Here is a 13,975-nt window from a genome sequence, read left to right as displayed (position 1 = left end):
CGTGGGCCTCACTGGCCGGTCTTGTTCCGCGCGCGCTGGAGTTCGGGATCGGGTTCGAGGTCGGGGACCTTCGCGGTCGTCGGCGGCAGCGGCACCGCCTTGGCGGGCGCATTGACGACCGCGGCGGGCGTCTGGCCGTCGGCCGGCGTCGTCACCGGCTGGACGCCGAGTTCCTCGAGCGGCGCACCGGTGCCGGCGTCGGGCTGGCCGGTCGCGGCGGCATTGGCCGTGGCGGCGGCGTCGCCCGCGACCTGTTCGCGCGCGCGATCGCCGATCAGCCCGGCGAGCCCGACGAGGAGCAGCACCGCCATCACCCCGGCGATGCCGATCTGCAGCCGCCGCATCGAATCGCTCGGCCCCCAAGGCTCGGGCGGCGGCGCGGAGGACTGGGGTTTCTTCATGTTCATGCCGCCAATCCTTTGCTGGCCAGCCATTCGGGATTGTAGAGCGTCGAGAGATAGCGGAAGCCGCTGTCGCAGAGGATCGTCGCGATGCGCTTGCCCGGGCCGAGCTGGCGCGCGAGCGCCATCGCGCCCGCGACGTTGATCCCCGACGACAGGCCGAGGCACAGCCCCTCCTCGTCGAGCAGCTGGCGCACGACCGCGAGCCCTTCGGCGTCGGAGATGCGGAACTGGGTGTCGATCGGCGCGCCTTCGAGATTGGCGGTGATGCGGTTCTGGCCGATCCCCTCGGCGACGCTCGCCCCCTCGGGCTTCAGCTCGCCGCACTGGTAGTAGTTATAAAGGCCCGCGCCGTGGGGGTCGGTGAGCGCGATGGTGATCGTCTCGTCCTTGGCCTTGAGGCCGAGGCCCGTCCCCGCGATCGTCCCGCCGGTTCCCGCGGCGCAGGTGAAGCCATGGATGCGGCCGTCCATCTGGTCCCAGATTTCCTCGGCGGTGCCGAAGATATGCGCCTTGCGGTTGGCGATATTGTCGAACTGGTTGGCCCAGATCGCATTGTCGGTTTCCTCGGCGATGCGGCGCGAGGTGTGGACGAAATGGCCAGGGTTGGCGAAGGGCGCGGGCGGGACGAGCACCAGTTCGGCGCCGAGCGCGCGGATCGTGTCCATCTTCTCGGCGCTCTGGTTGTCGGGCATGACGATGATCGTCTTGTAGCCCAAGGCGTTGGCGACGAGCGCGAGGCCGATGCCGGTGTTGCCCGCGGTGCCCTCGACGATCGTGCCGCCGGGCTTGAGGCTGCCGTTCGCCTCGGCATCGCGGACGATGTACAGCGCGGCGCGGTCCTTCACCGATCCGCCGGGGTTGGCATATTCGCATTTGCCCCAGATTTCGCAGCCGGTCGCTTCGCTGGGGCCTTTGAGCAGGACAAGCGGCGTGTTGCCGATCAGCTCGAGGCTGGTTTGCGCAATGGTCATGGGCGTTGATCTAGGGCGGCTGCCTGCGCGTCGCAAGACAGCTTCTGTTGTTGAGGCGATGCTCGGCCTTTGTCGATGGAGTCCGCATTCAAATCCTCCCCGCTTGCGGGGAGGTGGCAGCGCGAAGCGCTGACGGAGGGGGGGCGCGTCCTCAAGCGGCGTTGCTTCAGGCCGGCAGCCCCCTCCACCACCGCCTGCGGCGGCGGTCCCCCTCCCCGCAAGCGGGGAGGATCTCATTCCCTCATCGACAGACAGCCCCCTGGTCCCGACGAACGGCGGGAACTGGCCCTTGCCATTGTAACAGTATATCATTACTGCCGCCGCGACAGTCGCCAACCAGAACAGGAAAAACCTCCCCATGCGCTTGCTTGCTTCCGCCGCCTTTTCCCTCGGGCTGGTCCTCGCCGCCCCCGCCTTCGCGCAGGAGCGCGGCGCCGCCGGCAGCGACGACGATATCCACACCGGCGACCCGATCATCGTCACCGCACCCTATGTCCGCAGCCTCGACATCCTCGGTAATGTCTCGGTGCTCGAGGGCGAGGAACTGGCGCGCGACATCCGCGGGCAGATCGGCGACACGCTGACCCGCCAGCCCGGTGTCTCGGCGACCAGCTTCGCCCCCGGCGCCTCGCGCCCCGTGCTGCGCGGCTTTTCGGGCGAGCGCGTGCGCGTGCTGACCGACGGCATCGGGTCGATCGACGTGTCGAACACCTCCGCCGACCATGCGGTGACGATCGACCCGCTGACCGTCGAGCGCATCGAGGTGCTGCGCGGCCCCGCGGTGCTGCTGTTCGGCAGCCAGGCGATCGGCGGCGCGGTGAACCTGTTCGACCGCCGCATCCCGCGCAAGGTGCCGACCGACCATGTCCATATCGACGCGATCGGCGGCTATGCGACCAACGCGAACGACCGCAACATCGGCAGCTCGATCGACGTCGCGCTGGCGCCGAACATCGTCGCGCATGTCGACGGCAGCTGGCGCAAGACCGGCGACGCGCGGGCGGGCGGCTATGTCTATGCGCCGGGCATCCGCAGCGACCTGCTCCACCTCGCCGAGCACGAGATCGAGGAAGGCCATGCCGACGAGGCGGCCGAACTGACCGCACAGGCGAACAGCCGCGGCAGGATCCCCAACACCGCGAGCGAGACCTGGACTGCCGCGGGCGGACTGTCGCTGATCAACGACGGCGGCCAGCTCGGTATCTCGCTCAGCTATTACGACACCAACTATGGCGTCCCCGACCGGCCCGACACCGCGCATCACGATGAAGGCGAAGGCGAAGAAGGCCACGACCATGGCGAAGGCCCGGTCACCATCGGCATGAAGCAATGGCGCGCCGATGTCCGCGGCGAGGTCGAGATGGGCGACGGTTTCTTCGACAAATTGCGCATCCGCGCGGGCTATGCCGATTATCAGCACACCGAGTTCGAAGGCGACGAGGTCGGCACCATCTTTTACAACAAGGGCGTCGAGGGCCGGCTCGAGCTGGCGCAGAACGACCGCGGCGGCTGGCGCGGCGCGAGCGGGGTGCAGTACAGCCACCGCGACTTCGACGCCGTGGGCGCCGAGGCGTTCGTGCCGCGCAACCTGACCGACCAGTTCGCGGTGTTCACGTTGCAGGAGTTCGAAGCGGGTCCGCTCGGGCTCGAAGCCGCGGGGCGGTTCGAGACGACCAGCGTCCGTGCCCCGGCGCTCGGCATCGAGCGCAGTTTCGACAGCTTCTCGGGCGCGCTCGGGGCGACCTACGACATCAGCGAAAGCGCCAAATTCGGCGTGTCGGTGGCGCGCGCCGTGCGCGCGCCGTCGGCCGAAGAATTGTTCTCGAACGGCCCGCACGTCGCGACGCAGAGCTTCGAGCGCGGCGACCCCAATCTCAAGCGCGAGGCAAGCTGGGGTGCCGAAGCGTCGTTCAAGCTCAAGACCGACGCGTTCAACCTCAGCCTCACCGGCTATTCGAACTGGTTCGACGACTTCATCTATTCGGCCGCGACCGGCGCCGAGGAGGACGATCTGCCGGTCTTCCAATATTTCCAGCGCGACGCGAAGGTCTACGGCTTCGAGGCCGAGGCGAGCGCGCGGATCGCGCAGATCGGCGGCTTCAACATCGTCGGCGACGTCACCGCCGACATGACGCGCGCGACGATCAAGGGCGCGGGCGCCGACCGCAACGTGCCGCGCATCCCGCCGCTGCGCATACTCGGCGGATTGGAAGCGCAGGGCGAACGCCTCGACGCGCGCGCCGAGGTCGAATGGACCGACGACCAGAACCGCACCGCGCAGTTCGAGACGCCGACCAAGGGCTTCACCCTGGTCAACGCGTCGATCACATGGCGCCCGCTGCCCGACACCAAGCATCTGTCGCTGAGCCTCGCCGCAAACAATATCTTCGACGTCGACGCGCGGCGCCACGCGAGCTTTACCAAGGATTATGTGCCGCTCGCCGGCCGCGACATCCGCCTGACCGCCCGCGCGAGCTTCTGACCCCTCTCCGAAGGGTCGCTCGGGAGGGAGGCCGGGTCCGGCACCGCCGCCGGGCCCGGCCAATCCCTATCGCGTTACGACAGCATCGCCATGCCGCCGTTCACGTGCAGCGTCTGGCCGGTGACATAGCCCGCTTCCTTCGAGGCGAGATAGACGACCGCGGCGGCGATATCCTCGCCCTCGCCCATGCGGCCCGCAGGGATACGCGTGTTGAGCGCGTCCTTCTGCGCGTCGGGCAGGTCGGCGGTCATCGCGGTGGCGATGAAACCCGGCGCGACGCAGTTGACGGTGATGCCGCGGCTCGCCAGTTCCTGCGCCAGCGCCTTGGTCATGCCGGTGACGCCGGCCTTCGACGCGGCATAATTGGCCTGCCCCGGATTGCCCGTCGCGCCGACGACGCTGGTGATCGAGATAATGCGGCCGAAGCGCGCCTTCATCATCGGTTTGGCCGCAGCGCGCGCGAGGCGGAAATTGGCCTCGAGGTTGATGCGGATGACGTCGGACCATTCGTCGTCCTTCATCCGCAGGATGAGGTTGTCGCGCGTGACGCCGGCGTTGTTGAGGAGGATGTCGAGCTTGCCGCCCAAGGACTCGACCGCCGAAGGGACGAGCGCATCGACCGCGGCGCCATCGCCGAGGTTGCAGGGCAGCGCGACATGATCGCCCCCGAGGCTGTCGCGGAAGGCGTTCAGCTTGTCGGCATTGGACCCCGAAACCGCGAGCCGCGCGCCCTGCGCGGCGAGCGCCTGCGCAATCGCCGAACCGATACCGCCCGAAGCGCCGGTAACGAGGGCAGTCATGCCGGTGAGATCGAACATCAATGTCTATCCTTGCAATGGCCCGGTCGTTCCGGACGCCGGTGTATCAAGATTTTCGCGCAGAGACGCAGAGGACGCAGAGTCTTTATGGTCATTTACGAGACGGCGAATTCCCTGCTTCAACGTCGGCTCCCCGAAATTGATGAGCAGGCCGACGGGCATATGCAGCAACCGGAGATAGGTGAGAACCTGTTTCGCGTGCACCGGGTGCAAATTTTCGGTGGATTTGACTTCGACGACCAGCCGGTCGTCGATCACCAGATCGGCCCGCGCGACCTCGCGAAATTCGATCCCGTCGAAAATGACATCGATCGCCCGTTGCCGATCGACCTTGTATCCCATCGAGGCCAAGCGCCCTGCAAGAAGCGTCTCATAGATGCTTTCCAAAAGCCCCGGCCCGATCTCGCTGTGCAGCCGCATCGCGATGCCGATTACATCGTGCGATATCTGGTCGATATGGAGCGCCGCCTCGCCCATCCCCCGCCAACTCTCTGCGTCCTCTGCGCCTCTGCGCGCAATCATTCTACCCCGACCGGCCGCCTTTCCTAGGCGTGAAGTCGATGCGCGTCTTTTCGCGTACCCTTCCGTCCTGCCAGCGGCCCTCGACAAGCTCATAGCCCATCAGCGCGAAGATGCGATCGCCAAAAAACACCGGCCGCGCGTTGCCGTACCAATCGACGCACGAGGCGAGGCAGTGGTCGTCGCGCTGGCCCGGACGCGCGTCGAGCGTGCCCGCGAGCGACAGGTCGCGCGCGGCGCGGCGGAGGTAGAGGATCGACGCCGCGCTGCCGAGGAACTTGGTGCCGTCGTCGCTGCCGCGCATCACCGGCAGGCCGAGCAGCCCGTCGTCGCCGTCGCTGCCGGCGTCGGGGCGATAGAAGAAGGCGTGGCTGCGATTCTCGCCCTCGGCCGCCGCCGGGAAGGCGTAGCGGCTGGCGAGCCGCGGCGCGCCATCGAGCGCCACCGTCGTGAAGGTGAGCGCGCCGTCATCGCCCGACCCGACGATGATCGCGTCGCGGCCCATGATGTCGATGCGGCCGACCTGATGCCCCGGATCGAGCGGGACGACCGCGCCGCCCTTCACCGGCACGGCATAGAGCGCTGCCTGTTCGCTGCCCTCCTTGCGCAGGTCGCGGCGGATGCGGCCGCCGGCGTAGAGCAGCCAGTCGCCGACGAAGCGATTCTGCCGCTCCCAGCCCTCGACGCCGGGCAGCGCGCGGAAGTCGGCGGGTTTCACCTTTTCGCCGCCGTCGCCGAAGCGGTTCGCAGCGAGGTGGAGCAGCGCCATGTCGCCCTCGTCGTTCCTTTCGGGCGCCCACATCGCGTCGCCGCCGCCCTCGGCCATGGTGAGGACGTTGAGCGAACCGTCGCCTTCCTCGCGGAAGGAGAATTGGTCGAGCGGCATGCCCGCGACCTCGACCGCCTGCGGCGCGGCGCCGTCGAGCGGGATGCGGTAGAGCATCGCGCGATTGTCAGAATCGTAGCTCATGCCGAGACCCGCCCAGACATAGACGGCCTTCTGCGAGACATAGAAGCTGCGCGACCAGCTGCCGAGCACATTGGTCGCATCGCAATCCATATCGGCATCGCCTAGGTCGCAGATCATCACACTCTGCAGCATGTCGCCCGCAAGCTCGGGATCGCCCCACGACGGCTGCGGCATATAGATGTCGCGCGCGCCGGTGAAGGGCTTGAACTCGCTTACCTTTCCCTTCCGCCACTCGGCGAGTGCAGGCATCGCCTCGTGGATTTCGCCCCAGATCGGTAGCGGCGCGTAGAAGATCAGCTTGTCGCCGATCAGCCGCGAGGCGTAGTTGCGCGACGAATAATAATCGCCCGAGCGCAGATAATGGGTGTCGCGCCATGTCAGCTTGCCGTCGGCCGACAGGTCGAAGCGGTTCACCTCGGTGCCGCTGCGCGCATAGCTGTAGCCGAGCACGACGACGGTATCGCCGCTGACCAGCATCTCGTCGTACCAGGTGCCGTCGGGCTCGCCGTTCTTGCCCGGGAAGACGTCGACCGCGGCAATCGGCCGCATGCTGCCGCCCGACGCGTCGATCGTGAACAGCCGTCCGCGGCGCAGCACGATGAGCAGGTCGCCCTGCTTCTTGACGATGCCGCCCTCGTCGACCCCGGCGGTCTGGACGTTGGTGATGCCGTCGGGATCGACCTTGGCGGCGGCGGGCGGGGGCTCCTCGAGCGCGACGGCCATTGCGGGCGGGGGTTCGGCAGGTGCCGCGGCTGCGTCGGCGGAGGCGGTGGTCGATTCGGTCACGGCGAGATTCTGGATCGATTGGCGCTTGGCCAGGAAGGCCTTGAGTTCGGCCTCGCTGGCGAAGGCGCGCATATGGCCTGCGGATACCCCCGTTGCGGCGGCGACTTGCTGCGCCACGGGCGCCACCGCGCCCGCCCACAAAGGCGACGCGATCAGCGCCGCGACGACGGCCCATTGGCCGAAAGCCCAAATGCGTGTGAAACCGTCCATCGCCCTCTCCCTTGGCTTGAACCGAGGGATGATGATACCTTATTACCTTGGTAGAGAAAAGGGCTTATCTTCGAGGCCGCTCGTGGCCGAGATGCCGCCAATTATTGTTTCACGCGGAGACGCGGAGGCGCGGAGAAAGAAGAAGAGAGGATTCGCGCAGAGGCGCAGAGATCGCAGAGGAAGAGAGATTAAGGGCGGCGAAGCCGCCATTCTGCTTTCTTCTCCGCGCCTCCGCGTCTCCGCGTGAACAAATTTCTCTGCGCCCTCTGCGCCTCCGCGCGAATCCCTTAAAGCACCTTCAGCAGCGCTTCGATATCGTCCATCGAAATCACGCTCGTCACCTCGACCTCGCCCGACGCGCTGCGCTTGACCATCGGGCCGAGAACCTTGCCGCCGAATTCGACGAACTGGCCGACCCCGATCGCCTCCATCGCGCCGACGCTCTCGCGCCAGCGGACGCGGCCGGTGACCTGCTGGACGAGCAGGTCGCGGATGCTGTCGGCGTCGCTTACCGGGCTCGCCGTCACGTTCGCGACCACGGGCACGAGCGGTGCGGCGGGCGGGTTGGCGCCGAGCGCCTCGGCCATCGCGTCGGCGGCGGGCTGCATCAGCGGGCAGTGAAAAGGCGCCGAGACGGGCAGCAGCACGCCGCGCTTGATGCCATAATCCTTGACCAGCGCGACCGCGCGTTCGACCGCGCCCTTGTGGCCCGAGATCACGACCTGCGACGGGTCGTTGTCGTTGGCGACGGTGCAGACCTCGCCCTCGGCGGCGGCATCGGCGAGCTTCTGCGCGGTGTCGATGTCGGCGCCGAGCAGCGCGGCCATCGCGCCGATACCGACGGGCACCGCCGCCTGCATCGCCTGCCCGCGCGTCTTGAGCAGCCGCGCGGTGGTCGCAAGGTCGAAGGCACCCGCGGCGCAGAGCGCGCTATATTCGCCGAGGCTGTGGCCCGCGACATAGTCGGCTTTGCTCGAAAGCGTGACGTCGCCTTCTTTCTCCAGCACGCGCAGCGTCGCGATCGCGTTGGCCATGATCGCGGGCTGGGCGTTTTCGGTGAGGGTCAGCTGGTCCTCGGGGCCTTCGGTCATCAGCTGGAACAATTTCTGGCCGAGCGCGTCGTCGACCTCCTGAAACACCTCGCGCGCCGCGGGTGACGCATCGGCGAGCGCCTTGCCCATGCCGACCGACTGGCTGCCCTGACCCGGAAAGATGAATGCGCGCATATTGCGTCCCCTAGCGTTTTTTGGATGGGCCGCGCCTATTCCCTCACCCCGCGCGATGCAAGCCGAAGGGCACGACCCTGTTCGCCGCGTCGTGGCCGATGTCGGCCCGGCCGAGATACGGGATATTGCAGCGCGCGCACCACTCGCGCGCAATCTCCTCGGGCTCCAGCCCGAACGGCCGGTCGTTTTCGGGCACGTCGCTCACCCGCCCGAGCCGCAGCCCGGCGAGCCCGCGTTGGCCGAGATAGCTCGCGACATGGAAGAAGGCGCGGTCGAAGGCGTAGAGATATTCGCTGACCTCCTCGACCAGCAGCATATGCCCCGCCAGGTCGGGTTCGAGCGGGGTGCCGAGCAGCATCGCCAGCGTCATCAGGTTGAACGCCGCATGGCGCGCGCCATGCTCGAGCCCCGGCTCGCACGCCGCGGGATCGCGCGCGACGAGCCAGTCGAGCGCGCGCAGCACCGCGGCGTCGCCGCCCTCGCGGCGGATGTCGGCGACCATCGGGCCGTGCGCGACATGGTCGAAGCCGTCGCGATAGAGCGCGGCCAGCAGATTGCCCTGGTCCGAATAGCCGAGGAAGGCCTTGCCGCGCGCGACGTCGGTCATCGCCGCGACCGCTTCCTCGGCGATGCGGCACGCACCATAGCCACCGCGCGCGAACCAGACCGCGTCGATGTCGGGGCGGTTCGCCATCTCGACCAGCGCCGCGAAACGATGCCCGTCCTCGCCTGCGAAATGGCCGTGGACCGCGAAACATTGCGGGTCGAAGACGAGTTCGACTTGCGGGTAGCCGAGGCTGGCGAGCGCGCGCACGGCCTCGGCATCGTCGGGGAGGATGGGGGTCGAAGGGGCGACGATTCCGATGCGCATCACATCCTTCTCCGGATGGGAGAAGGATACGAAGCCTTGCCGGCTCGCCGGCTAGGCGGAGTTGGATGAGGGTGTCTACCGCCGGTTATGCACGCCACGTCCGATCCCCTCACCCAGCTTCGACTAGGCGCTTCGCGCCAAGTCTGCGCAACCCTCTCCCGACGGGAGAGGGAATGGTTGCCTTCAATTCGCCAAGGCCATAACGCCGCGCGATGGCGGAAAACAAATCCTATTTCTTTTGCGGCATCGGCGGGTCGGGCATGTTGCCGCTGGCGATGATCGTTGCGGCGCGCGGCGCGCAGGTTTCGGGCTCGGACCGCAGCCGCGACCAAGGCCGCTCGCCCGACAAATTCGGCTGGATTGAAAGCCAGGGTATCGCGCTATTCCCGCAGGACGGCAGCGGCGTCGCCGCGGGCCAGACGCTGGTCGCCTCGGCCGCGGTCGAGGAGACCATTCCCGACGTTGCCGCCGCCAACGCGCTCGGCCTGCCCCGGATGACGCGCGCCGAGCTCAACGCCGCGCTGTTCAATTCGGCTACCCAAGCCGTCGGCGTCGGCGGGACCAGCGGCAAATCGACGGTCACCGGGATGATCGGCTGGATCCTCGAAAGCGTCGGGCGGAAACCCACGGTGATGAACGGCGCGGTGATGCGCAATTTCGCCAATGAGGACATGCCTTTCGCGAGCGCGCTCGTCGGCGGCGATGCCGTCTATGTCAGCGAGGTCGACGAGAGCGACGGCTCGATCGCGCTGTACAAGCCCGACGTCGCGGTGGTCACCAATATCAGCCTCGACCATAAGAGCCTCGCCGAACTGCACCAGCTGTTCGGCGATTTCGCGGCCAAGGCGCGGATCGCGGTGATCAACGCCGACGATCCTGAATCGGCGCCTTTGCTCGCGCGCGAAAACGGGATGCGCTTCGGCTTCGGCGACGGTGCGGCGGTGCGCGGCAGCGATTTCGAGGCCTTGCCCGACGGCTGCCGCTTCAACGTCACCTTTGCGCACACGACGCGCGCGGTGCGGCTGCGCATGCCCGGCCGCCACAATGCGATGAACGCGCTCGCCGCGATCACCGCCGCGCGCGCGCTGAGCATTTCGATCGGCGATGCCGCCGCCGCGCTCGCCGATTTCACCGGGCTCGCGCGCCGCTACGAGGTGCTGGGCCAGGCGGGCGGCGTTACCGTCATCGACGACTTCGCGCACAATCCCGACAAGGTCGCCGCGACCCTGGCGGCCGTCGCCGAACTGCCCGGCCGCGCCCTGCTCTTTTTCCAGCCGCACGGCTATGGCCCGCTGCGCCAGATGGGCAAGGAACTGGCCGCGAGTTTCGCGAAGGGCCTGCGCGACGGCGACAAGCTTTACGTCTGCGATCCCGTCTATTTCGGCGGCACCGTCGACCGCAGCATCGGCAGCGAGGCGCTGGTCGGCGACATCGTCGCAAGCGGCGGCGATGCGGTCCATCTGACGACGCGCGCCAATTGCGGCGCCGCGATGCTCGACGAAGCCAAGCCCGGCGACCGCATCCTCATCCTCGGCGCGCGCGACGACACGCTCACCGACTTCGGGTGCGAATTGCTGGGGAAGTTTGGCTGAAGGGATTCGCGCAGAGGGCGCAGAGGGCGCAGAGAATTGGTTCACGCGAAGCCGCGGAGAAGAATAGAATAGCGGCTTCGCCGCCCTTATTCTCTTTCCCTCTGCGTCTCTGCGCGAATCTTCTCTTTGCCTTTCTCCGCGCCTCCGCGTCTCCGCGTGAACCTAGTCCCCCCGCCAGCCCTTGCTTTCCGCCGCCGAATCTGTATAGGCCGCCCGCATCGGGGCGAGGCTTTGAGCCATCGCCCCGTTTGCTTTGCACCGATTCGCAAAGCGAGACGACAGCCGGAGGGGCCTGCGATTGGCGCAGGTCAACGATCGGCCAAATGAAGGAAGCGCGACCATGCCGTTCTACGAGCATGTCTTTATCGCGCGTCAGGACCTGAGCCAGGCTCAGGTCGACGCGCTGGCGGAAACCGTCACCAACGTCATCGGCGAATATAAGGGCCAGGTTCACAAGACCGAAACCTGGGGCCTGAAGCAGCTCGCCTACAAGATCCAGAAGAACCGCAAGGGTCATTATGTGATGCTGTCGGCCGAAGTGTCGGGCGAAGCCGTCGCAGAGATCGAGCGCCAGGCCGCGATCAACGAAGACATCATCCGCTGGATGACGATCAAGGTCGACGAGCTCGAAAAGGGCCCGTCGGTGATGATGCGCAAGCAGGAACGTCGGGGCGGCCGCGGCCGTGACCGCGACGGCGAAGAATAAGGAACACGACCATGGCACGACCCTTTTTCCGTCGCCGCAAGACCTGCCCCTTCAGCCAGAAGGACGCACCGGTCATCGATTACAAGGACGTCCGCCTGCTCCAGGGTTACCTGTCGGAGCGCGGCAAGATCGTCCCGTCGCGGATCACCGCGGTGTCCACCAAGAAGCAGCGTGAGCTGGCGAAGGCGATCAAGCGCTCGCGCCACATCGGCCTGCTCCCCTACATTGTGAAGTAAGGAGGGCTGGTCCGATGGAAATCATCCTGCTCGAACGTATCGAGAAGCTCGGCGGTATCGGCGATGTCGTCACCGTCAAAAACGGCTTTGCCCGTAACTATCTGCTGCCGAACAACAAGGCGCTGCGTGCGAACGAAGCCAACCGCAAGCTGTTCGAAGCGAACCGCGGCAAGATCGAGGCCGACAACGCCGAGCGTCGCACCGACGCCGAAGGCCGCGCCAAGGATATCGACGGCAAGCAGGTCGTTCTGATCCGCCAGGCGTCGAACACCGGCCAGCTCTACGGCTCGGTTTCGGTCCGCGACATCGTCGACGCGCTCGCCGAGGACGGCGTGACCGGCGTCAGCAAGGCGATGGTCGAGCTCGAACGCCCGATCAAGTCGCTCGGCCTGGTCGACGTCAAGGTCAAGCTGCACCCCGAGGTCGCGGTGACCGTCGGCGTCAACGTCGCTCGCTCGCCCGACGAGGCCGAAATGCAGAAGCAGGGCATCGACGTCATCGCCGCGATGTTCGAGGAAGAACAGGCCGAGGCCGTCGCCACGGCGCTGGAACCCGACAGCGAAGACGAATTCGAAGACGCCACGCCGCCTTCGGAACGCGCTGCCGAGGAAGCCCCGGCTGCGGACGACGCCGAAGAAGCTTAAGCTTTTTCAGCCAAAGCCTTTTGAGAGGGCCGCGTTTCCTATGGGAACGCGGCCCTTTCTGTTTGGGGGTGGCGGGTTTCGGGCAAGGCGGCCGCAGGCCATCTTCATACTCGCGCAGAGGCGCAGAGACCGCAGAGAGAATGGGCTTTCTTCTCTGCGGCCTCTGCGCCTCTGCGCGCATTAATTTCACCAGATGCAGCTTGGTCGCTTACGGGCGGGAGGGGACGAAAGCGATCCTCCCCCGCAGGGAGGGGGACCACCCGAAGGGTGGTGGAGGGGCACAGGAGGTTTGCACCGCGCTAAACCTAAAACGCCCTTCATTTCCGGCGACGTCGCCGTAGCGAGCTACCTCACCGGCAAGGCCAACCGCCTGTGCCCCTCCACCAGCTTCGCTGGTCCCCCTCCCCGTTCCGGGGAGGATCGGCAATGTCCGCTCCCGACCCCAAAACTGATGGCCGGGCTGGCCAAGCCCCCTCGCCTTTCCTATGGCGGCAAGCGATGGCCGACGATCCCTTTCAGCGCCGCTTTGCCGCCGATGCCGGGTTGCTGCCGCATATGGCCGACCTCGCGAACGACCGCGTGCTGGTCGCGCTGCTGGACGAGGCTGATTATCGCGGCGCGAGCTTTCTCGACCAGCGGCTGCTCACCGAACGCATCGGGCGCGAGTGGAAGGCGTGGGATGCGCTGCCCGACCTTGGCACAGCCGCGGCGCGGCCCGATTTCATCTTTCATATCGGCCATGTCGGCTCGACCCTCGTCTCGCGCCTGCTCGCCGAGGTCGGCGACGTGCTGCCGCTGCGCGAGCCGATGCTGCTGCGCACGCTGGCGCAGGTCGCCGAGCGGATCGACCGGCCGGAATCGGTCTGGTCGCCCGACCTCTATCGCGCGCGGCTGGCGCAGGTCATGGGCTGGCTCGGCCGCGGTTTTCGCCCCGGTCAGCGGACGATGGTCAAGGCGTCGAGCGTTATCACCGCGATCGCGGACGATCTGACCGGCACCGGCGGCCGCGCGCTGTTTCTATACGTCCCGCTCGCGCGCTATATCGAGACGATCCTCGCGGGCGAGGCGTCGATGGCCGAGACGCTGGCGCAGGCGCCCGCGCGCATCGCGCGGCTCGCGGCGCTGGTCCCCGATTTTTCTCATCAGCTGTGGCAATTGCCGCCGGTGACGCGCGTCGCGATGAGCTGGCTCGCCGAAATGGCGAGCGCAGCGCGCACGCTGCCGCTGACCGATCCGCGCCACCTGTGGGTCGATTTCGAGGCGATGCTCGCCGATCCCGCCGCGAGCCTGACCGCACAGGCGGCGCATTTCGGCCTCGCCCCCGATGCGGCGCGGATCGAGGCGCTGCTGGCGGGACCGATCATGCGCCAATATTCGAAGGCGCCCGAGCATGGTTACAGCCCCGACCTGCGCCGCGAACTGCAGGCGCAGGCCGCCGCCGACCATGCCGGCGAAATCGCCGCAGCCATCGCATGGGTTGAAGCGCTCGCGGCGCGCGATAAGAGTCTCGGCGCGCTGCCGATCCACGGCGAATAGGAAA

Annotated in this window: 13 protein-coding genes; 6 read left to right on the top strand and 7 right to left on the bottom strand. The window is 67.2% G+C overall.

Annotation, left to right across the window (positions count from 1 at the left end):
* Window positions 1–8 precede the first annotated feature (8 nt).
* Window positions 9–407 (bottom strand): hypothetical protein, encoded by a 399-nt coding sequence (locus AC1RNQ_RS17935; RefSeq protein WP_493173275.1) that lies wholly within the window; start codon window positions 405–407, stop codon window positions 9–11.
* A complete protein-coding gene (locus AC1RNQ_RS17930) occupies window positions 404–1,375 on the bottom strand; it encodes a cysteine synthase A (protein WP_493173274.1) in 972 nt (323 codons plus the stop codon). The genes AC1RNQ_RS17935 and AC1RNQ_RS17930 overlap by 4 nt, the downstream gene beginning before the upstream one ends.
* A 358-nt stretch (window positions 1,376–1,733) precedes the next feature.
* On the opposite strand from AC1RNQ_RS17930, the gene AC1RNQ_RS17925 reads away from it, so the two are divergent.
* Window positions 1,734–3,857, top strand: coding sequence for a TonB-dependent receptor (locus tag AC1RNQ_RS17925; protein ID WP_493173272.1), 2,124 nt, complete (start codon window positions 1,734–1,736; stop codon window positions 3,855–3,857).
* A 74-nt stretch (window positions 3,858–3,931) separates the two neighbouring features.
* On the opposite strand, the gene fabG is transcribed toward AC1RNQ_RS17925, so the two are convergent.
* The 5 genes from fabG to AC1RNQ_RS17900 form a co-directional block, all read right to left on the bottom strand.
* The gene (fabG, locus tag AC1RNQ_RS17920) at window positions 3,932–4,675 is read right to left on the bottom strand and encodes a 3-oxoacyl-[acyl-carrier-protein] reductase (protein WP_493173271.1); all 744 of its coding nucleotides are present in this window, start codon (window positions 4,673–4,675) and stop codon (window positions 3,932–3,934) included.
* 6 nt (window positions 4,676–4,681) lie between these two features.
* The gene (locus AC1RNQ_RS17915) at window positions 4,682–5,152 is read right to left on the bottom strand and encodes a GxxExxY protein (protein WP_493173269.1); all 471 of its coding nucleotides are present in this window, start codon (window positions 5,150–5,152) and stop codon (window positions 4,682–4,684) included.
* Window positions 5,153–5,198: 46 nt separating this feature from the next.
* On the bottom strand, window positions 5,199–7,160 hold the full coding sequence (locus AC1RNQ_RS17910; RefSeq protein WP_493173267.1) for a beta-propeller domain-containing protein: 1,962 nt from the start codon (window positions 7,158–7,160) through the stop codon (window positions 5,199–5,201).
* 287 nt (window positions 7,161–7,447) lie between these two features.
* Window positions 7,448–8,386 carry an ACP S-malonyltransferase gene (fabD, locus tag AC1RNQ_RS17905; RefSeq protein ID WP_493173265.1) on the bottom strand — a complete coding sequence of 313 codons (939 nt, stop codon included), beginning with the start codon at window positions 8,384–8,386 and terminating at the stop codon, window positions 7,448–7,450.
* A 43-nt stretch (window positions 8,387–8,429) separates the two neighbouring features.
* Complete coding sequence (locus AC1RNQ_RS17900; protein ID WP_493173328.1) at window positions 8,430–9,257, bottom strand: LD-carboxypeptidase; 828 nt, start codon at window positions 9,255–9,257, stop codon at window positions 8,430–8,432.
* 212 nt (window positions 9,258–9,469) lie between these two features.
* Between AC1RNQ_RS17900 and AC1RNQ_RS17895 the strand changes: the two genes are divergently transcribed.
* The 5 genes from AC1RNQ_RS17895 to AC1RNQ_RS17875 all read left to right on the top strand — a co-directional run bounded on the left by AC1RNQ_RS17895 (window position 9,470) and on the right by AC1RNQ_RS17875 (window position 13,971).
* A complete protein-coding gene (locus tag AC1RNQ_RS17895; protein WP_493173263.1) occupies window positions 9,470–10,849 on the top strand; it encodes a Mur ligase family protein in 1,380 nt (459 codons plus the stop codon).
* A 340-nt stretch (window positions 10,850–11,189) separates the two neighbouring features.
* Window positions 11,190–11,555, top strand: coding sequence for a 30S ribosomal protein S6 (gene rpsF / locus AC1RNQ_RS17890; protein WP_077146959.1), 366 nt, complete (start codon window positions 11,190–11,192; stop codon window positions 11,553–11,555).
* An 11-nt stretch (window positions 11,556–11,566) separates the two neighbouring features.
* Window positions 11,567–11,791, top strand: coding sequence for a 30S ribosomal protein S18 (gene rpsR / locus AC1RNQ_RS17885; protein WP_037517582.1), 225 nt, complete (start codon window positions 11,567–11,569; stop codon window positions 11,789–11,791).
* Between the two features lie 14 nt (window positions 11,792–11,805).
* Window positions 11,806–12,435, top strand: coding sequence for a 50S ribosomal protein L9 (rplI, locus tag AC1RNQ_RS17880; protein WP_493173261.1), 630 nt, complete (start codon window positions 11,806–11,808; stop codon window positions 12,433–12,435).
* 498 nt (window positions 12,436–12,933) lie between these two features.
* A complete protein-coding gene (locus AC1RNQ_RS17875) occupies window positions 12,934–13,971 on the top strand; it encodes a hypothetical protein (RefSeq protein WP_493173259.1) in 1,038 nt (345 codons plus the stop codon).
* The last annotated feature ends 4 nt before the right edge of the window (window positions 13,972–13,975 follow it).

This window comes from Sphingopyxis sp. GW821-FHT12F08, from assembly GCF_058806755.1.
Note: the sequence above shows the minus strand (reverse complement) of the source record. Positions and strands in the feature narration are given on the sequence as shown.